The organism is Ensifer aridi, assembly GCF_002078505.1.
GTDB classification, from domain to species: Bacteria; Pseudomonadota; Alphaproteobacteria; order Rhizobiales; family Rhizobiaceae; genus Sinorhizobium; species Sinorhizobium aridi.
In genome coordinates this window covers 179,149-203,945 of the sequence record NZ_LUAV01000034.1, presented here as the reverse complement: position 1 = coordinate 203,945, position 24,797 = coordinate 179,149, and the positions used below count along the sequence as shown (strand labels likewise).

The window sequence follows — 24,797 nt, the reverse complement described above, 5'->3', positions numbered from 1 at the left end:
GGCATGAATGTGATCACGCTATCGGCGGGCTTGCCCTTCAAAGCGATGCTTTTGAGAGCGCCTCTTTTCTTTTCGGAACCGGCATGACGCACTTCGCTCGGCGCCGCGCATTCCGGATCGTAAAAGCCGATGCCGACGAGATGTCGGAACATTATGCAAAGACGCTGTCGCCGGCAAAGGTCGAACCGTTCACGCGCGGCGGCCGCATTCTTGTCGAGGACCGGCATTTTTCGCTCGGGCCCTTCAGCATCTGGGCAGGCAAGTGCCATTCGGGAATGAAGGTAACGTTCTCGCAACCATCCGACGTCTTTGTGCTCTATCTCCCCCTTTCGAACGCGATGGAGATCGATATCGGCCGGAGTCGCCTCACCTCGGATCCGGGCACGGCGCTGATCGTCAACATGTCGCAGTTCGACAAGCTGACGCTCCACGAAAATCGCGGCCATATCGGCGTTGCCTTCGAAAGGTCGGCCATGGTGTCCCAACTGAGTGAAATGCTCGATGCACCCGTCCTCCACAATATCGAGCTTTCCGCGGCTCTGGAGACGGCATCGGTTGCCGGGTCCCGATTGGCGGCTCTCGGACATCTGCTTTGGGATTGCTTCGACGTCGAGAGCGACAATCGCGTTTCGGCGATCGCTGCCGATCACCTTTTCCGGGCAGCCATGGCCATGATCCTGGAAGCCGTGCCGCATAACTATAGCGAGCGGTTGAAACGGCCAGCCTCTCCGGCGATGCCGCGAAATCTCAAAAGGGCGATCGAGTATATGGTCGCCAACATCTCGCAGCCGATGACCGTTGCCGAGATCGCCCGGGAAGCCGGCACAAGCGTGCGCGCGCTGCAAACGGCCTTCCAGCAGTTCAAGGACACCACGCCCTTGAGCTTTCTAAGGCAGATGCGGCTCGAGGGCGTGCGCCGCACGCTCGCCGACGAGACCAACGAACTCTCGATCGCTCAAGCGGCACGCGCCTGGGGCTTCACGCATATGGGCCGGTTTTCGGCGGTCTACCACGATGCCTTTGGCCAGTCGCCCTCGGAGACCGCCAGGCTTCGCAACAAGCGACAGACCGCCGCCACGTAGAAAAGATCGCCCGACGAGACGCGATGAATCGGGCTGCCTTGTGCATTGCTGCGTTGAGTGGATAGCGATGCGCCAATCGGCTAACGAAATCCGTTCCTAATTTACGCATGGATAATGTTTTGCCGAGAAACCATTGGTTCGCAAAAGAACTGATTTGGTTGGCACAAGATGCATCTCAATTTCGGCCGCGTCTGGCGGGAAATCGCCACACGCTTGGCGGCCATTGCCGCCGATCGCCGCGGCAACGTCGCGATCACGGTCGCGCTCTCGATCGTGCCCATGATCCTTGCCGTCGGCGCTGGGCTGGACTACGCCCGCGCCTACAATGTCCAGAGCAAGATGCAGTCGGACCTGGACGCGGCCCTTGTCGCTGCCATCAAGCAGATCGACGATCAGGACGAGGACAAGCTCGCCAAGAAGATCAAGGAGTGGTTCGACGCGCAGGCAGACCGTCTTGATTCGAGCTACGACCTGACGGACATCACGGTGGACAAGAGCGGGCACACGATTCGGGCCTCGGCGAGCGGCACGGTGCCGACGACGTTGATGATGCTGGCCGACATCAAGACGGTGCCTGTCGGCGTCGTCAGCGCCATCGAGGGACCGGCGACCTCCCATCTCAATGTCTACATCGTCCTCGACAAATCACCCTCTATGCTGCTCGCCGCGACCAGCGACGGCCAAGCGATGCTGCGCGCGGACCGAAACATACGATGCGAATTCGCCTGCCACAGCATCGATGATCCTGTCAGGAAAGACAAAACTGGCGCTATCCTGGCGTCCACCTATTACGACTACATCAAAAATCTCGGCGTGAAACTGCGATCGGACGTTGCTCTCGACGCGGTGGAAGATGTCCTCGATATGGTCGACGCGGCCGACACGGACCATTCGCGGATCAAGGTCGGCCTTTACAGCCTTGGCGAAAGCATATCTGAAGTTCTGGCTCCGACCTATTCCACAAGCACCGCACGGAAGAAGTTGTCCGAAGACGAGAGCGGATTGACAAGCGAGACCTCAACCGAAGCCACATATTTCCACATTGCGCTGAAGGGACTGAAGAAAAAGGTCGGGAAGGCCGGCGACGGCACGTCCGCCGGCTCGCCGCTCAAGCTCGTGCTTTTGCTCACGGATGGCGTCCAGTCCCACCGCAACTGGGTCATCAAGGACAGCGGCAGACATTGGGACCGGGTTACGCCGCTCAATCCGGACTGGTGCGACTATCTCAAGGATGAGAAGGCGACTATGGCCGTGCTTTATACGGAGTACCTCGCCATTCCGCACGACTGGGGATACAGAGAAACACTGGCGAAGTCGATGGCGACCAGCAAGTGGACGTCCACCTGGGGCGGCACGCTGCATAGCGGCGTCAGCGGCCAAACCACCAGGCACGACTATATTCCGATCGCGCTGCAGGACTGTGCTTCCTCGTCCGACCTCTTCATCTCGGCCGCCTCCGAGGACGAAATCACTGAAGGGCTTTCCACCCTTTTCAATCAGTATCTGACTTCCGTGCGGCTCACCCAATGAGGCGGCAATCGACGAAGAGGCTCCTCGGCCGCCTGCTGCGCGACAGGGCAGGTGTTGCGGCGATCGAATTCGCGCTGCTCGCTCTGCCGACATTCGTCCTGATCTTCGGCATCCTGGAGCTCGGAGCGATGTTCTTCATCGATTCCGCGCTCGATGCTTCGGTCCACAAGGCCGCGCGCCTCATCAGGACGGGCCAAGTGGCCAAGACCAATATGGCACTGGCCTCGTTCAAGGCGGAGATCTGCGGCAATCTCCTCTACGTTCTCAACTGCTCCGACAATCTGCTCGTCGCGGTCGACACGCTGACCGATGCCTCCTCCTCCGGTGCCATGAAGGCCATCGGCAATAGCGGCACCGTTTCGATCACCGAGAACTTCGACATGGGCAAGGGCAGTGATTACGTGATGGTCCAGGCCTTCCTGCCCTGGTCGCCGATCGTCAGCCTCTATTCGCTCTCGAGCCACACCCTCGCCGATGGCAGTTACCTGCTCGGCGCTTCCGTCTTGTTCCGCAACGAACCGTTCTGAGAAAGCCGCATGATTTCATTCCTGGCAGAACGCATCGGTGCCACGCTGCGGCATTTCGGCAAGAGCCGAGACGGCGCGTCCGCGATCGAATTCGCCTTCCTGCTGCCGCTGATGCTGCTCTTGCTTGCCGGTCTGGTCGACCTCGGCCAAGGCCTGACGGTTCGACGCAAAATCAACCAGATCGCATCGACGACCAGCGAGATCATCGCCATGCAGGGCAATTGGAGCGATGCAAGCGCCGCCAGCATCCTGGCGGGAGTCAGATCGATTCTCGACCCCTATGATTCGAGCGAGCTCAAGGTGCTGTTGTGCGTGGTCGACATCGACAAGAAGGGCAAGGAGACCGTGGCCTGGTCTGCCGCCTATGGCACCGCCAAGATCGCCGCCGGACAAGTTTCGCCTGTCGAAATCCCGGATGAACTGCAGGAGGAAAACGTCCAGATGGTCGTCACCCGTGTTCAATACAGGTTGGACACGATCTTCTCCAGCCTGTTCGAAAGCTTCACCGGCGGCGGCGCCTATGAATTTGATCAGCATTTCTTCATTCGGCCGCGCAACGGCAGTACGATCAGCTTCAACTGATTGCGGAGAGTTATCAATTCAACCGTGAATACCCTGTCTCGCCGGCCGAAACATCCGGGGAGGAAGAGAACTACAGGGAGCCGCGGCCCGTTCTTCCCAATTATGCGCTAAGCGCATAGGAATTTCGCATCGCGGATACGACCTGCTTCCCGGACGATAGCGTAACTCACGGGATGTAGCTTACAGTCGGCTTGTGGGTGCAGGCGGCCTTGGGGCATGAAGCCCCGAGGTACCGTGCCAGCGGTCTAGGTCGCCGCTGGCACGCGCACCTCCCCTTCGATGGACGTGCGCCGACGCCGCGGCTCCCGCCGCAAATGAAAAGCAGTCATCCCGATAGGAGCGCCACTCGCGCCGTTCAGACGATCGCCCGGTCCCAGCTACCGTAGTGCTCATCGCTGCGCTTGCCGCGCGGCAGGCTGAGGGCGATCAGCGCCAGCCCGATGATCACGTTCGCGACCGCGCTGGCCGTTCCGCCGCCGGAAAGCAGGAACGGCGAGGCTGCGATCCAGGCACCGAGCGCCACATTGAGGAAGCGGACCGGGCGCACGACCTCCGCCATCGCCGTCACTGCGACCAGGATGACGACACAGCCGACGATATGGTCGCTGTGATAGAGCGGCGGCGCGCTGCCGAAGATCAGCGGCGTCACCATCAGCACCGTTCCGAGCAGCACGCTCGTCACCAGCGTCCACGGAAAATTGACACCGCCCACGATAAATTCCTTCAGCAGTTTGGACGCGGCGCGATCAAGGTCGGGTCCGGGCGTCTGGTTCTCCGACAGCGCCGGACCGCCCATCCAGAATGTGCGCCAGAACGGTTCGCCGGCCCCTTTTGCCTGCCATAGATACTGGATGGTCGCGATAACCTCGTCGATCGAATAGGGAATGAGCACGACCGTGACGGCGGCCTGAATCAAGCAGAGCGTGCAAAGCGTGCCGAAAAGGGGCGGCTGAACGATGATGAAGGTAACGCTGACCGCCCCAAGCGGAACGATCAACAGGCCGAACAGCAGCACCATCCACGGCATGGTGCGCCAACGCCTGCGGTCTCCGATTGCGCCCGCGAGAATGTCGAGCGCGTAGGTCAAAGCGCCGAGACCGGCATCGGCAATCGGAAAACCCTTCGACAACCAAGACGTCACGACGGCCTCGCTGCCGTTGCGGACCGGAGCCGTGCCCGGCCCGAAGAACGGATCCCAAAGACCGTCTATATGGCCCATCTGATAGGCGGCGAGATAGCGCGAGACGAATAGCCCGACGAAGGCGAGCGCGACGATCGGAATGCGTTGGGTGAAGGAGGACGGCGAATAGGTCCAGCCGAGCGGGCGGTCGTCGTCCGCCGCGAGCGCCCGCGTGCTGATCCCCGGTGTCGGCGCAATCATCACCGCGAAGGCGACGATCAGCATGCCCGCGAGCGTGTCCGTCGCGTAAGCCGCCGCGCTCGTCGTCCAGAAGACGAGTGGAGCGAACATGATCCAGACGCCGAGAGCCGCGGTGATCCATTGTACCCACAACCAGCGGCGATACATTCCAAGAAGCGCGAAAGCCGCCACGATGAGCCCGGAGAGGATTTCGCTGATCCCGAGACGCGTATTGCGCAGGGCGGCCTCGGCGATTTCGTGTCCGAGAGCCGGAGGCAGCGGGGCCGCGACGGGATCGAACAGGCCGAGCGTCATCGGTGAGGTGACCAGCCACAACGCCAGCGCGACATTCGACAGAGGCGCCCAGAGCGTTCGCAGCCGATGCTGCTTCACGGCGGCCTCGACCTCCTTGCCGCTGCGCTCCAGCGGCCGCGCCAGCCTTTCCTCGGCCTGCTCGATCTCAGGCTTCGAGGCTGCGACCGCGGAGGGTTCGAGCTTGTTCCTCGCGTACCAATCGGTCGGGTCTTGCTTCAGCCGCCGGACCATTTCCGGCAAGGTGGCGCTCAGGCTGTGTTGCGGCTCCCAGCCTAGGAGGGTACGGGCACGGGAAATGTCGATCTCGTAATGATCGTCCGAGCTCTCGATCATCCAAGGCTGGATGTTGGAGTCCTGGTCGAGCACCTCCGTTTGCAGCCAGGCGCCCGGTTTGGCGAGGCCCTTCGGCAGGACGAGCGTGCGCCAGTCCTCATCGTGGATCAGCCGCCCAAAGCGTTTCTGCAGCTCGCCATAGGAGAGCGTCTCTTCCTCTCCGATCAACAGAACGCATTCCTCCGGCAGGTCGGCGCGGCGTTCGACGGTGCGCACAAAGGCTTCAACCAGGTCGTCCTTGTGCAAATAAGGCTGCCCGGCATCGAGATCGCCGCTGAAGAGATAGGCTGTCGGGAGCCGCTCGAAGATGCGCGCGATTTGCTGGGCGATGAAAGCGGCGCGGCAGTCCTCATCGTAGACGCCGGCGAGCCGCAGGACGACCGTCTTGATGCCGCCTCGCTCTTTCGCGATCAGCGCTTCGGTCTCGGCCTTCGACTGCGGGTAGATCCAGGCGGGATCCAGGGGCGACTCCTCGGTGATCCGCCTGCCTTTGGCAGGGCTTGGAGCGTGCACGAGCAGCGTGCTGGAGTAGATGAACTGCTCCGTCTCGATGCCTTGCAGCGCTGCAAGCAGCCGTCGCGTTCCCTGAACGTTGACGGCATCGTATTTCGGGTTGGGTTTGCCGGTGGTGTCATAGTAGGCAGCGAGATGGATGACTGAAGCCAGACGTCCGCCGCTGCGCTTGCGCGTCGCCTCCACGGCTTCCCTGACGCTGTCGTCGGAGGTCAGATCGGTCTCGATTGTCTCGAAGCCCTCGAGCGGCTTCTTGGGAGCGGCGATATCAAGTCCGATCAAACGGTAGCGGTCGCGCAGGCGGCGCGCGATGGCCTGTCCAAGAAAGCCGCTCGCGCCGGTCATGAGGATGGTCGGACGATTTGTCTCTTCGGGCATCTCGAAACCTTTGCCCTCGCAACGCCCCTTAGGAGAGGAAGGTTCCGAATTCGCCTCATCTGATGCACGCGAAGGCTGCGCCCGCCGCCGACATGAGCCTGGGCTGCCGCCGTCGCGGTCAGCCTTCTGCTATCTTCTTGCCATTCCCGCCATAAGCCGGCTGCGAGTCGGCACGTCGCGCCTCCAGCGGCTCGAGCACGAGGTCGGCGACGATCGGGAGATGATCGGAGGCAACCCGCGCCAAGGCGCTGCTATGCACCTCGCATCGCTCAACCTTTATCCCCTCGCCGATGAAGACGTGGTCGAGCCGCAGGAGGGGCAATCGAGAGGGAAAGGTCGGCCGCGGCTTTGCATTGACCTCGAACTGCGCATCCTTGAGCTGTCTCGCCACGAGTTTGTAGGCCGCCGAACGCGCGATCGCGTTGAGGTCGCCCGCAAGGACCACGGGCTCGCCTTGCGCTATCCCGCCGAGCCAGCCGGGGCCCAAGAGGACCGCTGCCTGCCGTGCGCGGTCAGAGCCGCGGAGTCCGAGATGCGTAACGATGACCTGCAGCTTTACGACGGTGAGGTCGATCTCCACCCAGAGCGCTCCTCTCGGCTCCCCTAGGGACGGCAGAACGGCGGCCTTGACCAAGCGCATCGGCAGGGCCGTGACCACCGCATCTCCGTATTTCTCATCCTCCAGATGAAGAGCCGGATGAAATTGCGCTTCCATCCTGAGATGCGTTGCGATCATATGGGCCTGGTCCATTCCGCCGCTGCGCACGCGACCGACATCGACCTCCTGGAGGGCGATGATGTCGGGCCGGCATTCGTTGATGACGGCCGCGATGCGGGCAGGATCGAGCTTTCGGTCGGTACCGAAGCAACTGTGGACGTTATAGGTGAGGAAACGTATCCGCCGCTGCATGATCGTGTTTCGGACTGATCTTGCGTTCGGGAACACGCGGAACCTCCTTTTCGTTCCGGTAGCCCGCGCACAGGAACATGGCCGATGTCCAGAAAACTCGTTGCCAGACTCTTCCTACTTGCCGCCCTCGGCGTCGCAGGCTGGTTGATTTACCGTGCCCTTAGCCAATACACATTTCATGAAATCGCGAGCTCGGTCGGGCAGATTCCGGCCGGGCATCTGCTCGCGGCCATCGGCTTCGTCTTCCTTTCCTATTTCTGTCTGACGCTGTTCGACACGCTTGCGCTGCGCTATGTCGGGCAGGACCTCGCCTATCCGCGGATTGCCCTCGCCTCCTTCACCAGCCTTTCGATCGGCCATAATGTCGGCGGGGCGGCCTTGAGCAGCGGCGCCATCCGGTACCGGTTCTATTCGCGCTGGGGGCTGAGTGTCGAAGAGGTCGCGAAGGTCATCCTCTTCTGCGGCATCACCGTCGGACTCGGCCTTGCCACATTGGCGGGCCTCTGCACCCTGGTCATGCCGGCGGGTGTTGCCCGGATCAGCGGACTTTCCGAGACCGGCGCGCTCCTTCTTGGCACGGCCTGCCTGACGGCTTCTATCGGCTATGTGCTGCTTGCGCACTTTGTCCGAGGGTCGCTGCGCGTCTTCCGCTGGAGGTTCGAATTGCCGTCGCTGCGGATCGCAGCCGGCCAGGTGATCGTCGGCACCGCCAATTTCCTCTGCGTCAGCGCATGTCTGCATCAGTTGCTGCTCGCCTTCGGAAGCTTGAGTTTTCTCGATACGGCAACGGCCTATGTCGGCGCGAGCGTGACTGCCATCATCAGCCATGTCCCCGGCGGCATCGGCGTGCTCGAAGCGGCGGTCGCGTTTCTGCTCGGCGACTCGGCAAGCATCGGCGCGCTGATCACCTTTCGGGCAATCTACTTCTTCCTGCCGCTGCCGCTTGGTTTGATTTCGCTTTCGGTCGCTGAGTTTGTCGTGCGTCGGAACGATGGAAGAAGCCTGGCGAGCAAGGCGAAGACCTGACCGCCCCAGCGCCTCAGCAGTTTATGCAGGCGGTAGAACGGCCTGATCGGCCTGCGTGGATCGACGATATCCGTCCCCCAGACGAGGCTCGTGGCCCCGCCGCCGTCGACGCCGTCGAAGGCGCGTAAACCGCGTCGACGCGTGTTCAGCTTGTCGATGGTGGTGACAAGAGAGCTCGTCTGCCTCAAGGTGTTTTCGATCTCATTCACATCGGCACCGAGATGTTCTGCCAAAAGCCCATTGCGAATTCTGGCGATAGCAGAACGTTGCGGCTCGCTCGCTGCTTCCACGGCGACGTCGCATTCCGTGTCCAGGCCTTCCGAGCGGTGGTTGAGATTGGATGAACCGACGCGAAGAAACCGGTCGTCGATCGCGACCACCTTGGAATGGATCAACACCTCCTGCTCAGCTCCGTCGGCCGCGGGGACGACAGGATAAGCGACCCTGAGCCTGCCGAAGCGGTCGTTCTGCTTCAGCCGTCTGATGAGGCGGTCGCGATTTCCGCCCATGACGACGCGTTCCAGCACGCCGTGCGAGCTGCGGGTGGTGATGACCGCCACTTCGGGCCCGTCCGGCTCCTGCAGGCGCTCGCAAAGGAGCTGGCCTATCTTTCGCGAGGCGAAATATTGGTTCTCAATGTAGATGTGGTGACGGGCGCTGCGCAGAGCGTCGAGCGTCAGCCGCAGCGCCTCCTGGCGTCCTCTTCTTCCGCCTGATGCCGGCTCCGTGCGAGCGATCGCGACCGGGCAATCCGTCAGGACCGGCTCCGTATCGGCGGGCCACGCGACCTTCCTCAAGCGCGGGGCAGATATTTCCTCGCCCGTCGACGACTTCCAGCGGGAGCGGCAAAGGTCGCCTATGGCGCGGCTGGCCTCGCCCTCCAGCACGACCTGGATATCATGCACCGGATCGTAGGGCTTCCCGTCCGGATCGCGCCGCAGCTCATTGTCGGCTGTGTGGTCCGGCGTGTCCCAGCGCCGCGCGGTCAGATCGATGCCGCCGACGAAAGCGATGCCGTCGTCGATGCAGACGAGCTTCTGGTGATGGGAACCGCGTAGCGCACGATGGCTCGCGAAGCGAAGTTCGATCTGTCGGTGGGCAGCCCACTTCTGCTTGCGGAACAGCCGCAGCGACTTTCCCGAATAGATCGGCCCCATCGCCCATACGAGAATGCGGATCTTCAGATTCGGCTTCTGCGCCGCCAGGCGCTCCAGCATGGTGCCTAGCGCCTCGGAATGCGGATCGTCCGGTCGCAATTTGATGCGGGGGTCGAAGTCCCATCCGGTGATCCAGAGCTGCTCTTCCGCCTGTTCGAGGGTGTGCTCGAGACAGGCATAATAGGCCGCCGCATCGATGAGAAAGGCCAGCCGCCGCGCGGGCGCCCTGCGCCAGACATTCTCAGCTTCCTTGATGATCGGTCGGCCCGCCCGACGCCATCTGCGAGGCGGGATCCCGGTAAACACACTCTTCCAAGCCAAGCTTTGCATCCCGTGCGTAACGACTGAAAAATGAATCGATTTCAACCGGGATTTGTTCCGCGACGGCTACTCGGACAACGCGGCGACACGCATCCATATCCCGGATCGCCCGCCGGCCGGCCCTACTGAACAGGTGATCGAGACCAGGCAGTTCGCCACATCGTTTCAACGCCCAATTCTTCCTGAGGCGCTGCCGCTGGACGACGACTTCGGCGCCTTCATTGTCGGACGCGCCCGTGGTCGCCCAGTTCACCGGCCTCGAGTGTCGGCGCGCGATCACGGAACGTCTTGGCGACGCCGGCCTATGGCGCGCCGCGTGGGTTCGCTCGCCCGAGGAGCGTCGATCCCGCAGACCAGATCGCCGGATATTTCCCGGGCCTCGCCTGCTCGCTCCACAGTGGCCCAAACCACAGGAGCAGGAGTGCCGCGTCGAGCGGTAGTGCCAGGACCGCGATAAACAGTGTCGCTTCCATCGAATGCCTCGCTTGTAAGTGCCCTTATGCAGACCAGCCGCTGTACGGCCTCTCACTTTTACAACCTGCTGGTTCCTGGAAAGTTCCTTGCAAGCTCGCCCTGCACGGCGATGACCAGCGTTTCTTGGCATCGGCTCCACCGAACCGAACCAAAACGAGGTCCACGCATTTATCTAGCAGGATGATCTAATAAAAGGAGAAATTTCAAGGAATTGGGACCGCGTGGAAGGAAACTGGAAGCAGATCAAAGGGCGGGTTCATGCTGGCAAGCGCAACCGTCGGAGACTTCGGGTTGCGCAAGCCCTCTGGCCCTCGCGATTGCATCCTCTGCTGCGTCGCATGCTCTCGGAACCAAACGTTTATCGGCCGGTTTGGCCCGTGATCGAGCAGGCTCGTCCGAGAGGAGGAGGAGAGGCCATGAAAAGCATGATTCTTGGCGTTGCAGTGCTGCTGAGCACCGCCGCAGTACCGGCTTTCGGGCAGACATCCGGAAGCACACCGGCCATCAACACGCCCGGCGTGCAGAACCCCGGGGCTCCAGTCCCCGGCGAGAACAGTTTCACGGAAGATCAGGCAAGGGAGCGGATCCAGGAGGCTGGCTATACCGACGTCACGGGCTTGAAGCTCGACGATCAGGGGATCTGGCGGGCAACCGCGATGAAGGACGGAAAGTCCGTCACCGTCGCTCTCGATTATCAGGGCAACGTGACTGCGCTCTAGATCAAGGGACTCGGGCGAACAGAGGCTGCATCACATTGCTTCGTGCCGCTCGCTGCTTCAGAAGAGGAGAACAAAATGAAAACCGTGGCAGGACTTTTCGACGACTACTACGAAGCCCGGCAGGCGGTGAACGATCTGGAGGCCGCCGGCATTCCGTCAGGCGATATCAGCATCATCGCGAACAATGCCGGCGATCGATATTCGGTTGAAAGTTCTGGCGCCGCCGAAGGTGCGGGTGTGGGCGCGGGGCTCGGTGCGGCAGGCGGCGGCGCGGTCGGCCTGCTGACGGGTCTCGGCCTGATGGCTATTCCGGGAGTAGGACCTGTCGTCGCCGCGGGATGGCTGGCGTCCACCGCAGTCGGGGCGGCTGCCGGAGCAATCGCCGGCGCCGCTGCAGGCGGCATTATCGGCTCGTTGACGGAATCCGGCATCGATGAAGACGACGCGCATCTTTATGCCGAGGGCGTCCGCCGCGGCGGCACGCTGGTGGTCGCCAGGGTCGAGGAAGCGATGGTCGCGGAGGCGGACGCGATCCTGAGGAATCGCAGCGCCGTCGATATAACCGTCCGCCGCCGCGCCTATGTCGAAGAAGGCTGGACGCGTTTCGACGAAGCTTCGGCGCCCTATACTCGAGACCAGGCGGAGCGGGAGCGGGAGCGCTTCCGCCCAAGGTCGATATAGGGAGGCACTCCCAGAAGGCGCAGCCGGCGAAGGTCGGACGCGGCTGCGCCAACATCGATATTTTCATCAGCTCGCCGACGCATCTGCTTCGATATCGCGGAACCGACACGCGTTCTTTCGTGTTGTCGTAGGCCTCCCTTGCAGGAGAGAAAAGCATGCCATCGGCAAGCCCCCCGCAGCAGAAGTCGCCACGCGGCGCGCGCCCTCCTCTGGCGCTGCCGCGGCTCGCCGACGAGGAGGCCGAAGCCTTCGTCGCGACAGCCATAGCGGAGCTCGTTAGGTCGAAAATCCCGTTTCTGGTCGCCGGTACCTTCGCCGTCAGCGCCTACACCGGCATCTCGCGGCTGACGAAGGACCTCGACGTCTTCTGCAAGGCGGGCGACTACACACGGATACTCAATCACTTCAAGTCGCTCGGCTACACGGTGGAGATCGAGGACGACCGGTGGCTGGGGAAGGTCTACAAGGGCAAGCTCTTCTTCGACGTCATCTTCTCGTCGCCCAACGGCACGATGCAGGTCAACGACGTCTGGTTCGAACACGCCCTGCCGATCAAGATCAACGCTGCCACCGTGCCTATCGTCGCTCCGACCGAGCTCGTCTGGTCGAAATCCTTCATCCAGCTTCGTGACCGCTACGACGGCGCCGACGTGGCGCACATGATCCTCAAGACCCATGATCAGATCGACTGGCGCAGACTGCTCGGATATATGGAAGCGCACTGGGAGGTGCTGCTGATCCATCTCCTCAATTTCCGCTGGATCTACCCATCCGAACGCGACCGGGTTCCGAGTTGGCTCATGGATGAGCTCCTCGGCAGGGTGGCCGCTCAGCGGGATCTGCCGCTGCCGCAGACGAAGATCTGCCGCGGACGAATGTACTCGCGACGCGATTACGAAATCGACGTCACCGAATGGGGATTTGCCGACGTCGGCGGCGATGTCGAAATGCCCACAGGAAACAAGGAGTAGCTCCATGAGCAAGACGAAGGTGGCCGCGGTCGCGGATCTCCATATGAAAGAGGACCGGTCGACCTCCTATACGGAACTGTTTACCGAGATCTCGCGCGTAGCGGACGTGCTCGTGATAGCCGGCGACTTGACCGACCTCGGCAAACCGGCGGAAGCGGAGCTTCTGGCCGCTGATCTGAAATCCTGCACTGTTCCGGTGGTAGCGGTTCTTGGAAACCATGATCACCAATGCAACGCCGTGGAGGAGATCTCGGCGATCCTGATGAAGGCGGGTGTCCATCTCCTCGACGGGCAGGCGGTGGAAATCGCCGGCGTCGGCTTTGCCGGTACAAAGGGGTTTGTCGGCGGTTTCGGACGGCATATGCTCGGATCCTTCGGTGAAGCCGCCCTGAAAGCGATGGTTTCGGAAACGGTCGACGAGGCGATGCGTCTCGAAAACGCCCTGCGGAAAACCAGCGCACAACACTCGGTCGTCGTCCTCCATTATGCCCCGATCGCCGAGACCGTCGCGGGAGAGCCGGAAGAAATCTATCCCTTCCTCGGCTCCTCCCGCTTTGCGGAAACCATCGACCGCTTCCGGGTCAGCGCGGTCGTGCACGGCCACGCCCACAAGGGCACGTATAAGGGAAAGACGCCAGGCGGCGCGCCCGTCTTCAATGTGGCCGCCCATGTAGAGAAACCGACCGGCCGTCCCTACGCGATATTGGAATTCTGACGCCGCAGAGGCGGCGCCTCCGCCGTGCCCTCAAGGGGCCAAAACCACCTTGACGCAGCCGTCCTTCCTTTCGCTGAACGTCTTGTAGAGGCCCGGGCCGTCCTCGAGCGTTCCCCGGTGGGTAATGACGAAGGACGGATCGATTTCGCCCCTGCAGATGCGGTCGAGCAACGACGGCAGATAACGTTGCACCGGCGTCTGCGCCATGCGGAATGTGAGCCCGCGATTGATCGCCGATCCGAACGGTATCTTGTCGAGATATCCGCCATAGACGCCGACGATCGAGACTGTGCCGAAATTGCGGCAGCAATGGATTGCCTGCCGCAGCACGTGCGGGCGGTCGGTTCCAAGATAGGTCGCGACTTTCACGCGATCGACGAAAGAGTCGAGACTGGCCCGGCTATCGGCTTCCGTCCCGACCGCGTCTATGCAGGCATCTGCCCCGCGTCCATGGGTCAATTCCATGATGCGGTCGTAGATATCCTCCTCCATGAAATCGAGCGTCACCGCCCCGGCGGCTTCCGCCAGCCGCAGCCGTTCGGGCACGGTGTCGACGGCGATCACCCGCTCCGCTCCGAGCAGGACGGCAGAGCGTATCGCCATCTGGCCGACGGGTCCGCAGCCCCAGATGGCGATCGTGTCGCCCGGTTCGATGCCGCAGAATTCCGCCGCCATGTATCCGGTCGGGAAGATATCCGAGAGGAAGAGCACCTGATCGTCCGTCAGTTCGTCCGGGATCTTGATCGGGCCTACATCCGCATGGGGCACACGCAGATATTCCGCCTGGCCGCCGCGATATCCGCCGAGAAGATGAGAGTAGCCGAAGAGACCCGACGGCGAGTTGCCCCACAACTTCTTCGCCTTCTCACGGTCGGGGTTGGTGCGTTCGCACGCCGAATAGAAGCCTCGCTGGCAGAAGAAGCATTGGCCGCACGAGATGGTAAAAGGCACCACGACGCGGTCGCCGACCTTCAGCTTGCTCGCCGCCTTGCCCACCTCGACGACTTCGCCCATGGCCTCATGACCGATCACGTCGCCATGCTCCATCGACGGTATGAGGCCGTTGAAGATGTGCACGTCCGACCCGCAGATGGCGCAGGCCGTCACCTTGACGATGACATCGCGCTCGTCCTCGATCTTCGGATCGGGAACGCTTTCGCATCGGATGTCGCCTTTGCCGTGCCAGGTCAGAGCCCTCATCTTAAGAAGCCTCCGCTTTTGAACAGGCGGCGCCCCATGGCGGCCGTCTGCAGCGGGAGAAAGCCTCGGCGATGGGATGCGCGTGGCATGCCGCTGACCACCGCCGCAAGCGCCAGTCCGACGACGACTGCAGCCGCGACGCCGGCGATCGGGACCCTGCGCTCCGAACGCCAACCGCCCTCGACACCGCCGGGGATTGCCGGGGCCCTGAACAGGTTGCCGTTGCTTCTTTCAACACGCGGCGCTTGCCTGAGATAACGTGAGGTGAGGTATGCGGTGAGGCGCGAGCTCGTATTCGGGGCGAGAAAATGCGCAAGCCGTGCCAGGTCGGCGACCGCACCGACGGTAATGGACGTGCGCGGATGCTCTGCGAGGCGGACGATGGCGCGTGCGGCACGGCGTGCATCATAGACGGGCGGAGGGACGCTGAGCTTGCGACCGGTGTAGTTCGCACCATGCGCGACGCCGGGCGTGTCCATGAAGGTCGGATAGACGTCGCAGATATGGATATCGGGTTCGCCGGCAAGTTCCGCCCGCAGCGCTTCGGAAAAGCCTCTCAGACCGAATTTGCTCGCCCCGTAGGCTGCCGCGAAGGGTGTCGCTGCGAAGCCGCCAAGCGATATCATGTTGATGAAGATGCCGTGACGCTGCCTCAGAAAAATCGGAATGACCGCGTGTGCGTCGTTGAAATGGCCGATCAGGTTCGTGCGAATGACCTGCTGGTGGGCTTCGATCGGGGTCTCCTCGAAACGGCCCACGGCTCCGACACCGACATTGCTGAACCAAATGTCGATCTTGCCGAAGCTCATCGCCTTCTCTGCGAGCTTCTTGACGGCGCCGGCATCGGTCACATCGGTCGGAGCGACCAGAACCTCCGCCCCTAATTCGCGACACGTCTTCGCGACGAGCTGGAGCGCCGACGCATCGCGCGCCGCCAGCACGAGCTTTGCTTCTCGCTTGGCAAATTCTTCCGCGGATGCCTGCCCCACACCGGACGAGGCACCGGTGATCACGACTACTTGATCTTTCAGGGATTTCCACATGGCGCTTCTCCGTCTCGAGCAAGTGCCGACGGAACCGCGTGCGGCTGAATATGTTCCGCCGCGCATCGGCACCAACGGCCTGAAAACCGAGCTGTTTCGCCATGTGCTCGGAACCGGACCCCTGCGGTGCGGCGTTAGTCTTGGTTAAATTCCAACACGGGCCGAAAGGGGCCGACCCCATGCCGTTGCAAGCCACCCTCACGCCGACGGACAATCGTGCGGCAATGATGCAAAACCGCTTCGAAGAGGAAGCGGTGCGCGATCCAGGCAGCGGCTTGGACCTGATTCCGCCGCGGGAAGCCGGCCTCGTCTATGTCAGCGATTCCGAGCCCGGCATCAGGCGGCTGCGCTGCGGCAAGGGCTTCGTCTACAAAATGCCCGACGGCTCTACCGTCACCGACCCCGCGACGAAAGCTCGCATTTCGGCACTGGGCCTGCCGCCGGCCTACCAGAACGTCTGGATCTGCCTCGATGAAAACGGTCACCTGCAGGCGACTGGCTTCGACGCACGCGGTCGCAAGCAATACCGCTATCATGAGAAATCGCAGGCGCTTCGAAGCGTCGATAAGTTCGCTCAACTGGTCCCCTTCGGCAAGGCGCTGCCGAGAATAAGGCGCGTGGTGCGACGCCACATGGAGGGTAGCCCGGATGACGTCCAGACCATTCTCGCCGCACTTGTTGCGCTGCTCGACGAGGCGCATCTGCGCACGGGAAGTCCCGCCTATGTAGAGGAAAATGCAACCTATGGGGCGACGACCCTCTTGAAACGTCACCTGAAACTGGTGGACGGATGCATCGAACTCAAATTCGCCGCCAAGGGCGGCAAGCGTGTGACGCGGCGGCTTCGCCGCCCGAAGCTGCAGCGCCTGCTTGAAGAAATCGCAGACCTGCCGGGACGGCAGCTCTTCGTCTGGAAGGACGAGAACGACGCTCTCCGTCCTGTCGATTCGGGTCGCCTCAACCGCTACCTCGCTGGGATAGCCGGCTTTCCGGTCTCAGCGAAGACATTCCGGACCTGGGCGGGAAGCGTCGCCGCTTTTGCGGCCGCGCGAGCCGCGCTCGACGAAAACGGGCGCGCGACGGTCAAACAGATGAGCGAGGCTGCGGCATCGGCACTTTGCAATACGCCGGCCATCTGCCGCAAAAGCTACATCCATCCAGACATCCTCTCTCTTGCCGGCAGTGGTTCCTCGACCTCGGCCAGGCAATTGCAGGTGCGCGGGGGAGCGAAGCCGGAGTTGCGTGCCGAGGAAGCACGTATGCTCAATTTCTTGGCTCGTGCCGAGCGAGCCCGAAGACGAAGCGACGGGCCCCGATGAAAGGGCCCGTCGCAATTTCACGAGCGGCGCGGAAGGTCGCTTTTCACTTCAAAGGTTGCGATCGGTTTCGCCGCCGGTCCAGCCGGACGTGCTTCCCGTCGTGCCCGTGCTTCCCGACGTCCGAACGCGGATGTTATTTTGGACATGGGTGACGCCGGAAACGTCTTCGGCGCAATCCTCGGCCCGGCGTTTGGCCCATCTCGAGTCGACGAAACCGCTGAGTTGGACCTCCCCGTTCGTGACGGAAACCTCGATATTCGAAGCGTCGAGCGCTCCATCGTCGCTCAAGCGGTCGCTCACGTCTTCCTGGATACGGCTGTCGGAGCGGGTATAGCCCTTGGGTCCCTTGCCGCGATATTGATCCATCTGGCGCCTGCGTTCAGCCTCCTCGTCGCCGAACCAGGAAGCCACTTCGTCGCCGGCGCGTTCGAAGAAGCCGCGTTCCTCCCCGTAGTCTCTGCCGCGAGACGGGCGTTCCCGATAGCCATAGCCGGGGTTGTAATAACCGCCGCCGTAATAGGGGCCTCCTGGGCCCTGATAGTCGCGGAAAGCACCTTCCCGGTTCCAGCGATCGACGTCCTCGCCCCTCCGGCGATAGCCGCCGGCCCAACCGGTCTCGGCATCCGGAAAATATTCCGAATTCTCGTAATCTGCGCCGGCATAACCGCGGCGCCTCTCCTCATCGGAGTATCCATAGCGCCCGCGTTCGGATTCCGGGTAGCGCCCGTAGTTGCGACTCCAATTCGTCCTATAGGGCATGATCTCCTCCATTCGTTTTCATTTGTTCGAGTTTCGACCAAACCAACGAAGAAGCGCGCGGTTCCCGCCGCGAGGGCGGCGCCGGGTGTTGGTCGACGATGTGCCGGGGGGGGGGAGCTGCATACCTCCCGGAAACGGACTTAGTCGCCCTTCATCTTTCCGGCGTCGGACAGCTTGCCGCGATGCGGGTCCTTCAGATTTTCGCCGGCCGCGTCCCTGTCGCGCTCAGGGTCGTCCTTGGCGGGCATGTATCCTCTTGGCCGTGTTTCCTTCGGCCCTTCCCACCTTGGCGATTGTTCCGTTGTGCCAGGCGCACCGTCCTTTGGTTTTTTCATGATTCTTCTCCGGAAGTGTCGTTCAGGATGAGCGGCAGCTTTGTCCGCCGTGCCTCAGTCCTGATCTTTCATGCTGGGGAGTGGGAAGCGCTCGTCGGCGTCCTCGAGGTCGGATTCCACAAGGAAGTCGTCCCTTTTGCTGCGTGCTGCCTCCCTCACCGCTTGGTGCTTCGGCAGTTCATCCGGCTCGAGAGGCTGCGTCTTCGATTTCAGGTCGCTGTCCGACTTCACAGGCTCGCTTCTTGCTGTGGTGGCGTCCGGCACCCCTTTCGATTTCTTATGGGTTTTTGACATTTCGCCCTCCTCGGCTTTTCGTTTGGTCAACGCCAGGCCGCAGACGAAGTTCCATCGCTCCTCGCCGCTTCCGCCTCTCGGAACAAAGCGGCAGAGCCTGAGTTAGGGCCGCGCCCGTTATCGCAACCCGCCATTATCGGAACCATCGTCGAAACAAGCACGCACCACCATTCGCGCCGGTTCCACGAAGGAGGCCTTCACCATGGAAAACTTCCCCCGCCCACCGTTTGAACGCCAGAGCCAACCGATGCCTGGAACGACGGACCGCATGGATCCGCTGCCGGACCATGGTGAAAACTCCTACAAGGGATCAGGCCGGCTTGCCGGCAAGAAAGCCGTCATTACCGGCGGCGACAGCGGCATAGGAAGAGCCGTGGCGATCGCCTATGCACGCGAGGGCGCGGACGTCCTCATTGCCTATCTCAACGAGCACGAAGACGCGAAAGCGACGCAGGCGTTGGTGGAAGAGGCGGGCCGCAAGGCCGTACTCGTCGCCGGCGACATCCAGTCCTCCGATCATTGCAGGCGCATTGTCGAAACCGCGGTGAAGGAACTCGGCGGCATCGACATCCTCGTCAACAACGCGGCCCACCAGGCCTCCTTCAAGAACATCGAAGACATCAGCGACGAGGAGTGGGAACTGACGTTCCGCGTCAACATCCATGCCATGTTCTATCTCACGAAAGCAGCGGTCCCGCACATGAAGCCGGGCAGCTCGATCATCAACACGGCCTCGATCAATGCCGACAACCCGAACCCGACCCTGCTTGCCTATGCGACCACGAAAGGCGCGATCCAGAATTTCACCGCCGGGCTCTCCCAGCTGCTCGCGGAGAAGGGCATTCGCGCGAATTCCGTGGCACCGGGCCCGATCTGGACGCCGCTCATTCCCTCGACGCTTCCCGAGGACTCGGTCATGAACTTCGGCAAGCAAGTCCCGATGAAGAGGCCCGGGCAACCGGTGGAACTCGCCTCGACCTACGTCCTGCTGGCAGATCCGATGTCGAGCTATGTCTCGGGCGCCACGATCGCCGTCACAGGCGGCAAGCCGATCCTGTAGCAGCGACACGTCCGCGGGGGAACATTGCGAACCATTCGCGGTTCCGGAGCAGACAGAGCCGGAGCCTCGATGCGAATGGCGCTTTGTCCGGTGAGTCCGACCGGAAACACGAGGACCATCCACCATGATCGATTTTACCCGTGCCCGGGACCGAATGATCGCGTCCCACCTTTCCCGTCGGGGGATCAAGGACCCGAACGTTCTCGAAGCAATGCGGCTCGTCCCGCGGGAGGCCTTCGTCGACCCCGGCTTCGAGGAATTCGCCTACGAGGATTCCGCCCTTTCGATCGGCCATGGCCAAACCATTTCGCAGCCCTACATCGTTGCGCTGATGACCGAACGGGCGGAAGTCCAGCCGGGCGACACGGTTCTGGAAATCGGGACGGGGTCCGGCTATGCGGCAGCGGTTCTCAGCCGGATCGCCGCACATGTCTACACGATCGAGCGCCACGCCGGGTTGGCCGAGGCGGCACAACGGCGGTTTGCCGATCTCGCCTACCGCAATATCGATGTGCGCATCGGCGACGGCACGCGGGGGTGGCCGGAAGCAGGCCCCTTCGACGCGATCCTCGTGGCAGCAGCCGGGCCTGCCGTCCCGCACGCGCTCAAGGAGCAACTGGATCTCGGCGGCCATCTGGTCATCCCCGTCGGCCCGCCGGAAGACCAGCGCCTCGTCAGGATCACCCGCGTCAATGCCACCACATTCGAGGAACAGGACCTAGGAGGCGTGAGGTTCGTGCCGCTTGTCGGCGAAGAGGGCTGGGGCGAAGAGCGGACGTCACCCCGCGTCTCGTCACGCCTGCGGCCACCGCCCACACTTTCCGAAATGATCGCCGACGCCGCCGAGCCCTTGCCCGATTTCGACGATTCCGCCTTCGGACGCCTCTTCGATCGCTTCGCCAAGCAGAGGCTGGTGCTGCTCGGGGAGGCAAGCCATGGCACGTCCGAATTCTACCGCGCCCGCGCGGCCATCACCCGCCGGCTCATCGAGGCACATGGATTTACCATCGTCGCCGTCGAAGCCGATTGGCCGGACGCGGCGGCGATCGATCGTTACGTCCGCCACCGCAGCCCGGTCGCACGGCCGCAGGCTCCTTTCCAACGCTTTCCGACCTGGATGTGGCGAAATCGCGAGGTCATGGAGTTCACGGAATGGCTGCGCGGCCACAACGAACGCAAGCGCGAGGCCGACCGCGCGGGCTTCTATGGTCTCGACATCTACAATATGCGAAGTTCCATCGCTGCGGTGCTGGACTATCTCGACAAGGTCGACCCGGAGGCGGCAGCGGTCGCGCGCGAGCGCTACGGCTGTCTGACGCCATGGCAGAACGAACCGTCCACCTATGGTCGGGCGGCGCTTAACGCCGGCTTCCGAAAATGCGAGGAAGCGGTCGTCAGACAATGCCGCGAATTGCTGGAGAGGCAGCTCGAGGCCGGGCGCGAAGCGGGCGACGATCTCATCGACGCAGCGCAGAACGCCCGCCTCGTCGCTTCGGCCGAAAGATACTACCGCGTTATGTACTACAGCGGAGCCGAATCCTGGAACATGCGCGACACGCATATGTTCGAGACGCTGCGACACGTTCTTAATGCACGCGAGCCCGACGCGAAAGCAATCGTCTGGGCCCACAACTCGCATATAGGCGACGCGCGCCACACCGACATGGGCACCGCACGCGACGAGTTGAACATCGGTCAGCTCTGCCGGGAGGACTTCCCCCGGGAAACCGCGCTGATCGGCTTCGGCACACATCGGGGGCATGTTGCAGCGGCGAGCGACTGGGGCGGCGAAATGGAGGTGAAGCCGATCCGGCCCTCGCTCGAGGACAGCTACGAGCGCCTGTTCCACGAAGCGCAAGTCGAGCGCTTCCTCCTCGATTTTTCGCGCGACCGTATGCTTCGGGAGAAGCTGCTCAGGCCGAGGCTCGAGCGGTTCATCGGCGTCATCTACAGACCGGAAACGGAGCGCTTGAGCCATTATGCCTATGCGTCGCTGCCTCAGCAGTTCGATGCCTTCGTCTGGTTCGACGAAACGGCACCCGTCACGCCGCTCGGCCCGGAACATATCGAGCCGGGCGTACCCGAAACATTCCCGTTCGGCTTGTGAGCCTGGGACTGGCGTCGAGAGCGTGAATGCCTACAGCTGCGTCGAGATGATGTTGTCGATCCGAACCGTGCCGCCGATCACTCCCCGCTTCGAGCCCGGCGGTGCCGGCCCCTCCTCGATGACGGTATAGAGCTTTTCGTTACGGAACGCGCTCGCCATGTCGGTCGTGACGCCTTCTGCCGGTTTGGCGTCGATCTCGCGGAAATCCAGTTCCGCCTCGGAAGCAACCAGGCGGGCATCGCCGCTCGATCTGGCGACCACAGTCACCTCGCCCTGATACGACGCGTTCTGCCAGTTCGGATCGTTGGGTTCCGCCAGCGGCGCCAGCCGAAATATCTTCAGTTCTTCTTGCATGAGCCTGCTCGATCTTATTTTGATGGAGGCGCTGTCCTCGGCTTCACTCCTATTCCGATTGGTCGATCGCATGCGGCGGCGGCTGACCATCTTCTTGGGTTGGCCCGTCGAGGGGGAAAATCGTCCAAAGCGCCGCTACCACTATGAGGAGGACGAGCACTGCTGCGATCACGGTTCTTTGCATCGTACCTGCTTCGATCGTTGCTGGAGAAAGGCGCGGCGCTGCCACGTTCGCTATCAATCGCCGCCAATTGGAATTGTTCCGAATCCGCTCTCACGATTCATCGAGCTAATACGGCGCGAATTCGGAACTTTTCCCAGGGCCATCAGTTGGGTGAGCCGCAAAAAAGAAAGGAACATCCGATGGCGACCGCGAACGAAAATTTGCTGGCTTGGCTTAGGGACGCGCATGCGATGGAAGAGCAGGCGATCACTATGCTTACTAGCCAGTCCAGACGGCTGGAAAACTATCCCGAGCTCAAAGCCCGGATCGATCGTCACCTGCAGGAAACGCGCGACCAGGCCGCAATGCTTGAGCGGTGCCTCGAGCGGCTCAACGGCGGTGCCTCGACCATCAAGGATATTACCGGCAAGATCGTGGCCTTCGGGCAGGGCTTAAGTGGCCTTTTCGTCGACGACGAAGTGGTCAAGGGTTCGCTCGCCAGTTACACGTTCGAGCACATGGAGATCGCCAGCTACAAGATCCTTATCGCGGCGGCGGATTACGCTGGCGATCAGGAAACGAAACGAGTCTGCGAAACCATTCTGCAGCAAGAGGTTGCGATGGCGGAATGGCTCGAGCAGCACGCAGGCGAGATCACCCGCAAGTTCCTCGAGCGGGACAAGCGCGACGTCACGGCCAAGCATTGAGCGTTCCCAAAGCGGCGGCAGCCCCGCGGATCCTTCTGGTCGCGGGCAGCGCGTCAGTCGATCACGCGACAGGTCACCCGACGGAGCCCGCGTTGGAGGTAACGCGGGCTCCTACGATTTCTCGAGCCCTCATACCGCGCCGCACTTCTGGGCGGGCTACGCCGTGAAGCACTGGGCGCTTCGGCGCTGGACACCGCACTCCTTATTGTGTTCAATGAACTCACCTATACATCTCATTGCTTAATAACTTCCCGGCAGGGCGCGCCGCGCTCGTTAATCATTTTGGCCTTTGTTGAAGTCATGCGTATCGTTTTCGTTGGCGCAGTCGAAAGCTCCAAAATCGCGTTAGAAGCGCTGATAAACGCCGGTCGAGTTCCTGCGTTGGTGATCACCATCCCTCTCGAGGTGGCGGGACGCCATTCCGATTTTGCCGACATAGGAGATCTGGCGCGGGCTGCCGGAAGCGCAGTTTGCTACGCCACAGACATCAACGGTCCTGCCGTCCTGGAGGCGATGGCATCGGTCGAACCCGATCTCACGCTTGTCGTTGGCTGGTCGCAAGTCTGCCGGCAGCCGTTCCGGGACATCGCACGAGACGGCACCATCGGCTTCCATCCGGCGGCGTTGCCGCGTCTGCGTGGCCGTGCCGTCATTCCTTGGACAATACTGCGCGGCGAGGAGGTGACGGGTTCAACGCTCTTCTGGCTGGATGAGGGGATCGACTCAGGCCCCATTCTGCTTCAGAGGCTGTTCGCTGTCGCGAGCGACGAGACCGCACGCAGCCTCTATGCCAAGCATACAGCAAATCTCGCCGAGATGGTGGTTGAGGCGGTTGCGCTCGTCGAGGCTGGCGATGCACCGCGAATGGAGCAGGATCATGAAAAGGCAAGCTATTGTGCGAAGCGAACCGTTGAGGACGGTCTGATCGACTGGAACGCGTCTGCAGCCTCGGTACTTCGCCTTGTCCGTGCCGTCAGCGTCCCATACCCCGGCGCATTCTCCTTTTACGATGGCGGGAAGATCCGGATCGACGACGCCGTGCAGATCGAAACCGCCGGTCGCTTTGTCGGTTTGGTGGGCCAGGTTCAAGCCCATACGGAACGCGGCTTCATCGTTCTATGTGGGGATGGTGAATGCATTGAGGTGCTGGCCTGGGCCTCGCCCACTGGCAAACGCCCAGCGGTGCACAGCAAACTACATCGGTGAGCGTTTCGACGACGCGAATAGGTCGACGACACAGGCGCGCAGAACTCGGCGCGGGGTCAAAGACCGCCGCTGACGGCGCGGCGAAACCGTACGAGCCTTTCTCCAACATTGAGGAACTGGCGCGACCAGCAGAGCGCAGACCTTCGCTCATGAGGTAATGGGAAAATAAGACCGCTATGGTAAGCAGATACGGATCGCGCAACCACGACCATATGTCCGCTGTATTAGGTAGTCGACATTGCCGCACGACTATGCGAATATCGAGGCTGTCGAGCGGGGCACTAATGGCTACGCTGCGCAATTGTGTAAATAAATGGCTTTCAGAGACTGATTTACGGGCTTGGCCAACACTAACGGCTAAAGCGCGGAGTATTTTTTAAAAGGTTCGCGAGCGTGTCACGCGCATGATGGGGGCCTGTCAAAGATTTCGATCGGACTGCTGTTGTGCTGCCTAGCGATTTTTGCGGTGGCCGGGCAGAACAAGTCTTTGCGGCTTAAATTCTAACCTCTGTCAGCACGCTGGAGCCAAACGGACGCACCAGAAATGGGGGGCGGCGGCTACATGAAGCGAGAACGACATCTGGTGCAGCCAGTTTCGGCGGCGACGGCCAACGACGCAATGACTTTCCCTCATGCAAGGGCGCAACTCGTCGCGA

General features: G+C 62.0%; 23 protein-coding genes and 1 pseudogene. 14 read left to right on the top strand and 10 right to left on the bottom strand.

Going from position 1 to position 24,797, the window contains the following annotated elements:
• Positions 1-83 precede the first annotated feature (83 nt).
• The 4 genes from AYK65_RS25885 to AYK65_RS25870 all read left to right on the top strand — a co-directional run bounded on the left by AYK65_RS25885 (position 84) and on the right by AYK65_RS25870 (position 3,721).
• A complete protein-coding gene (locus AYK65_RS25885; protein ID WP_081161877.1) occupies positions 84-1,082 on the top strand; it encodes a helix-turn-helix domain-containing protein in 999 nt (332 codons plus the stop codon).
• 168 nt (positions 1,083-1,250) lie between these two features.
• Positions 1,251-2,612: a TadE/TadG family type IV pilus assembly protein gene (locus AYK65_RS25880; protein ID WP_046117172.1), complete on the top strand. Its 1,362-nt coding sequence runs from the start codon at positions 1,251-1,253 to the stop codon at positions 2,610-2,612.
• A complete protein-coding gene (locus AYK65_RS25875) occupies positions 2,609-3,139 on the top strand; it encodes a TadE/TadG family type IV pilus assembly protein (RefSeq protein ID WP_026616627.1) in 531 nt (176 codons plus the stop codon). Before AYK65_RS25880 ends, AYK65_RS25875 begins: the two co-directional genes overlap by 4 nt.
• A gap of 9 nt (positions 3,140-3,148) precedes the next feature.
• On the top strand, positions 3,149-3,721 hold the full coding sequence (locus AYK65_RS25870) for a TadE/TadG family type IV pilus assembly protein (RefSeq protein ID WP_046117173.1): 573 nt from the start codon (positions 3,149-3,151) through the stop codon (positions 3,719-3,721).
• A 355-nt stretch (positions 3,722-4,076) separates the two neighbouring features.
• Here AYK65_RS25870 and AYK65_RS25865 read toward each other — a convergent pair whose 3' ends face one another.
• Positions 4,077-6,620: an NAD-dependent epimerase/dehydratase family protein gene (locus AYK65_RS25865; RefSeq protein ID WP_081161874.1), complete on the bottom strand. Its 2,544-nt coding sequence runs from the start codon at positions 6,618-6,620 to the stop codon at positions 4,077-4,079.
• Positions 6,621-6,738: 118 nt separating this feature from the next.
• Positions 6,739-7,530: an endonuclease/exonuclease/phosphatase family protein gene (locus AYK65_RS25860; RefSeq protein WP_046117174.1), complete on the bottom strand. Its 792-nt coding sequence runs from the start codon at positions 7,528-7,530 to the stop codon at positions 6,739-6,741.
• 84 nt (positions 7,531-7,614) lie between these two features.
• Here AYK65_RS25860 and AYK65_RS25855 point away from each other — a divergent pair, with 84 nt between their 5' ends.
• Positions 7,615-8,556, top strand: a complete 942-nt coding sequence (locus tag AYK65_RS25855; protein WP_046117175.1) for a lysylphosphatidylglycerol synthase domain-containing protein — start codon at positions 7,615-7,617, stop codon at positions 8,554-8,556.
• Here the strand turns inward: AYK65_RS25855 and AYK65_RS25850 are convergent.
• Positions 8,451-10,131, bottom strand: a pseudogene (locus AYK65_RS25850) (phospholipase D-like domain-containing protein). The gene AYK65_RS25855 and the pseudogene AYK65_RS25850 sit on opposite strands and share 106 nt — an antisense overlap.
• Positions 10,132-10,336: 205 nt before the next feature.
• Positions 10,337-10,507, bottom strand: a complete 171-nt coding sequence (locus AYK65_RS32630) for a hypothetical protein (protein ID WP_172402072.1) — start codon at positions 10,505-10,507, stop codon at positions 10,337-10,339.
• A 417-nt stretch (positions 10,508-10,924) separates the two neighbouring features.
• On the opposite strand from AYK65_RS32630, the gene AYK65_RS25845 reads away from it, so the two are divergent.
• The 4 genes from AYK65_RS25845 (at position 10,925) to AYK65_RS25830 (ending at position 13,594) form a co-directional block, all read left to right on the top strand.
• Positions 10,925-11,227, top strand: a complete 303-nt coding sequence (locus tag AYK65_RS25845; RefSeq protein WP_026616621.1) for a PepSY domain-containing protein — start codon at positions 10,925-10,927, stop codon at positions 11,225-11,227.
• Between the two features lie 75 nt (positions 11,228-11,302).
• Positions 11,303-11,908 (top strand): general stress protein, encoded by a 606-nt coding sequence (locus AYK65_RS25840; protein WP_026616620.1) that lies wholly within the window; start codon positions 11,303-11,305, stop codon positions 11,906-11,908.
• 155 nt (positions 11,909-12,063) lie between these two features.
• Positions 12,064-12,879 carry a nucleotidyltransferase family protein gene (locus AYK65_RS25835; RefSeq protein ID WP_026616619.1) on the top strand — a complete coding sequence of 272 codons (816 nt, stop codon included), beginning with the start codon at positions 12,064-12,066 and terminating at the stop codon, positions 12,877-12,879.
• Positions 12,880-12,883: 4 nt separating this feature from the next.
• Positions 12,884-13,594: a metallophosphoesterase family protein gene (locus tag AYK65_RS25830; protein ID WP_026616618.1), complete on the top strand. Its 711-nt coding sequence runs from the start codon at positions 12,884-12,886 to the stop codon at positions 13,592-13,594.
• A gap of 30 nt (positions 13,595-13,624) precedes the next feature.
• On the opposite strand, the gene AYK65_RS25825 is transcribed toward AYK65_RS25830, so the two are convergent.
• Positions 13,625-14,794, bottom strand: coding sequence for a zinc-dependent alcohol dehydrogenase (locus tag AYK65_RS25825; RefSeq protein ID WP_081161871.1), 1,170 nt, complete (start codon positions 14,792-14,794; stop codon positions 13,625-13,627).
• Positions 14,791-15,837: an SDR family oxidoreductase gene (locus AYK65_RS25820; protein ID WP_081161870.1), complete on the bottom strand. Its 1,047-nt coding sequence runs from the start codon at positions 15,835-15,837 to the stop codon at positions 14,791-14,793. The genes AYK65_RS25825 and AYK65_RS25820 overlap by 4 nt, the downstream gene beginning before the upstream one ends.
• A gap of 179 nt (positions 15,838-16,016) precedes the next feature.
• Here AYK65_RS25820 and AYK65_RS25815 point away from each other — a divergent pair, with 179 nt between their 5' ends.
• On the top strand, positions 16,017-17,156 hold the full coding sequence (locus AYK65_RS25815; protein ID WP_081161867.1) for a DNA topoisomerase IB: 1,140 nt from the start codon (positions 16,017-16,019) through the stop codon (positions 17,154-17,156).
• 48 nt (positions 17,157-17,204) lie between these two features.
• Here AYK65_RS25815 and AYK65_RS25810 read toward each other — a convergent pair whose 3' ends face one another.
• From AYK65_RS25810 to AYK65_RS25800, 3 genes are all read right to left on the bottom strand, one after another.
• Positions 17,205-17,915: a BON domain-containing protein gene (locus AYK65_RS25810; RefSeq protein WP_026616615.1), complete on the bottom strand. Its 711-nt coding sequence runs from the start codon at positions 17,913-17,915 to the stop codon at positions 17,205-17,207.
• A gap of 140 nt (positions 17,916-18,055) precedes the next feature.
• Positions 18,056-18,250: a hypothetical protein gene (locus AYK65_RS25805; RefSeq protein ID WP_081161865.1), complete on the bottom strand. Its 195-nt coding sequence runs from the start codon at positions 18,248-18,250 to the stop codon at positions 18,056-18,058.
• Positions 18,251-18,304: 54 nt separating this feature from the next.
• Complete coding sequence (locus tag AYK65_RS25800; protein WP_046117178.1) at positions 18,305-18,544, bottom strand: hypothetical protein; 240 nt, start codon at positions 18,542-18,544, stop codon at positions 18,305-18,307.
• 202 nt (positions 18,545-18,746) lie between these two features.
• Between AYK65_RS25800 and AYK65_RS25795 the strand changes: the two genes are divergently transcribed.
• Positions 18,747-19,604, top strand: a complete 858-nt coding sequence (locus tag AYK65_RS25795; protein ID WP_026616612.1) for an SDR family oxidoreductase — start codon at positions 18,747-18,749, stop codon at positions 19,602-19,604.
• 124 nt (positions 19,605-19,728) lie between these two features.
• Positions 19,729-21,711 (top strand): protein-L-isoaspartate(D-aspartate) O-methyltransferase, encoded by a 1,983-nt coding sequence (locus tag AYK65_RS25790; RefSeq protein ID WP_081161863.1) that lies wholly within the window; start codon positions 19,729-19,731, stop codon positions 21,709-21,711.
• A 30-nt stretch (positions 21,712-21,741) separates the two neighbouring features.
• Here the strand turns inward: AYK65_RS25790 and AYK65_RS25785 are convergent, their stop codons facing one another.
• Positions 21,742-22,065, bottom strand: coding sequence for a hypothetical protein (locus AYK65_RS25785; protein ID WP_026616610.1), 324 nt, complete (start codon positions 22,063-22,065; stop codon positions 21,742-21,744).
• 363 nt (positions 22,066-22,428) lie between these two features.
• Between AYK65_RS25785 and AYK65_RS25775 the strand changes: the two genes are divergently transcribed.
• Together AYK65_RS25775 and AYK65_RS25770 are read left to right on the top strand one after the other, a co-directional pair.
• Positions 22,429-22,935 (top strand): ferritin-like domain-containing protein, encoded by a 507-nt coding sequence (locus tag AYK65_RS25775; protein WP_026616609.1) that lies wholly within the window; start codon positions 22,429-22,431, stop codon positions 22,933-22,935.
• Positions 22,936-23,235: 300 nt separating this feature from the next.
• Positions 23,236-24,141 (top strand): methionyl-tRNA formyltransferase, encoded by a 906-nt coding sequence (locus tag AYK65_RS25770; RefSeq protein WP_081161861.1) that lies wholly within the window; start codon positions 23,236-23,238, stop codon positions 24,139-24,141.
• Positions 24,142-24,797 lie beyond the last annotated feature (656 nt).

Coding starts and splice junctions, on each gene's coding strand:
- AYK65_RS25885 (WP_081161877.1), top strand. CDS start 84: ATGACGCACTTCGCTCGGCGCCGCGCATTCCGGATCGTAAAAGCCGAT.
- AYK65_RS25880 (WP_046117172.1), top strand. CDS start 1,251: ATGCATCTCAATTTCGGCCGCGTCTGGCGGGAAATCGCCACACGCTTG.
- AYK65_RS25875 (WP_026616627.1), top strand. CDS start 2,609: ATGAGGCGGCAATCGACGAAGAGGCTCCTCGGCCGCCTGCTGCGCGAC.
- AYK65_RS25870 (WP_046117173.1), top strand. CDS start 3,149: ATGATTTCATTCCTGGCAGAACGCATCGGTGCCACGCTGCGGCATTTC.
- AYK65_RS25865 (WP_081161874.1), bottom strand. CDS start 6,620: ATGCCCGAAGAGACAAATCGTCCGACCATCCTCATGACCGGCGCGAGC.
- AYK65_RS25860 (WP_046117174.1), bottom strand. CDS start 7,530: ATGCAGCGGCGGATACGTTTCCTCACCTATAACGTCCACAGTTGCTTC.
- AYK65_RS25855 (WP_046117175.1), top strand. CDS start 7,615: ATGTCCAGAAAACTCGTTGCCAGACTCTTCCTACTTGCCGCCCTCGGC.
- AYK65_RS32630 (WP_172402072.1), bottom strand. CDS start 10,507: ATGGAAGCGACACTGTTTATCGCGGTCCTGGCACTACCGCTCGACGCG.
- AYK65_RS25845 (WP_026616621.1), top strand. CDS start 10,925: ATGAAAAGCATGATTCTTGGCGTTGCAGTGCTGCTGAGCACCGCCGCA.
- AYK65_RS25840 (WP_026616620.1), top strand. CDS start 11,303: ATGAAAACCGTGGCAGGACTTTTCGACGACTACTACGAAGCCCGGCAG.
- AYK65_RS25835 (WP_026616619.1), top strand. CDS start 12,064: ATGCCATCGGCAAGCCCCCCGCAGCAGAAGTCGCCACGCGGCGCGCGC.
- AYK65_RS25830 (WP_026616618.1), top strand. CDS start 12,884: ATGAGCAAGACGAAGGTGGCCGCGGTCGCGGATCTCCATATGAAAGAG.
- AYK65_RS25825 (WP_081161871.1), bottom strand. CDS start 14,794: ATGAGGGCTCTGACCTGGCACGGCAAAGGCGACATCCGATGCGAAAGC.
- AYK65_RS25820 (WP_081161870.1), bottom strand. CDS start 15,837: ATGTGGAAATCCCTGAAAGATCAAGTAGTCGTGATCACCGGTGCCTCG.
- AYK65_RS25815 (WP_081161867.1), top strand. CDS start 16,017: ATGCCGTTGCAAGCCACCCTCACGCCGACGGACAATCGTGCGGCAATG.
- AYK65_RS25810 (WP_026616615.1), bottom strand. CDS start 17,915: ATGCCCTATAGGACGAATTGGAGTCGCAACTACGGGCGCTACCCGGAA.
- AYK65_RS25805 (WP_081161865.1), bottom strand. CDS start 18,250: ATGAAAAAACCAAAGGACGGTGCGCCTGGCACAACGGAACAATCGCCA.
- AYK65_RS25800 (WP_046117178.1), bottom strand. CDS start 18,544: ATGTCAAAAACCCATAAGAAATCGAAAGGGGTGCCGGACGCCACCACA.
- AYK65_RS25795 (WP_026616612.1), top strand. CDS start 18,747: ATGGAAAACTTCCCCCGCCCACCGTTTGAACGCCAGAGCCAACCGATG.
- AYK65_RS25790 (WP_081161863.1), top strand. CDS start 19,729: ATGATCGATTTTACCCGTGCCCGGGACCGAATGATCGCGTCCCACCTT.
- AYK65_RS25785 (WP_026616610.1), bottom strand. CDS start 22,065: ATGCAAGAAGAACTGAAGATATTTCGGCTGGCGCCGCTGGCGGAACCC.
- AYK65_RS25775 (WP_026616609.1), top strand. CDS start 22,429: ATGGCGACCGCGAACGAAAATTTGCTGGCTTGGCTTAGGGACGCGCAT.
- AYK65_RS25770 (WP_081161861.1), top strand. CDS start 23,236: ATGCGTATCGTTTTCGTTGGCGCAGTCGAAAGCTCCAAAATCGCGTTA.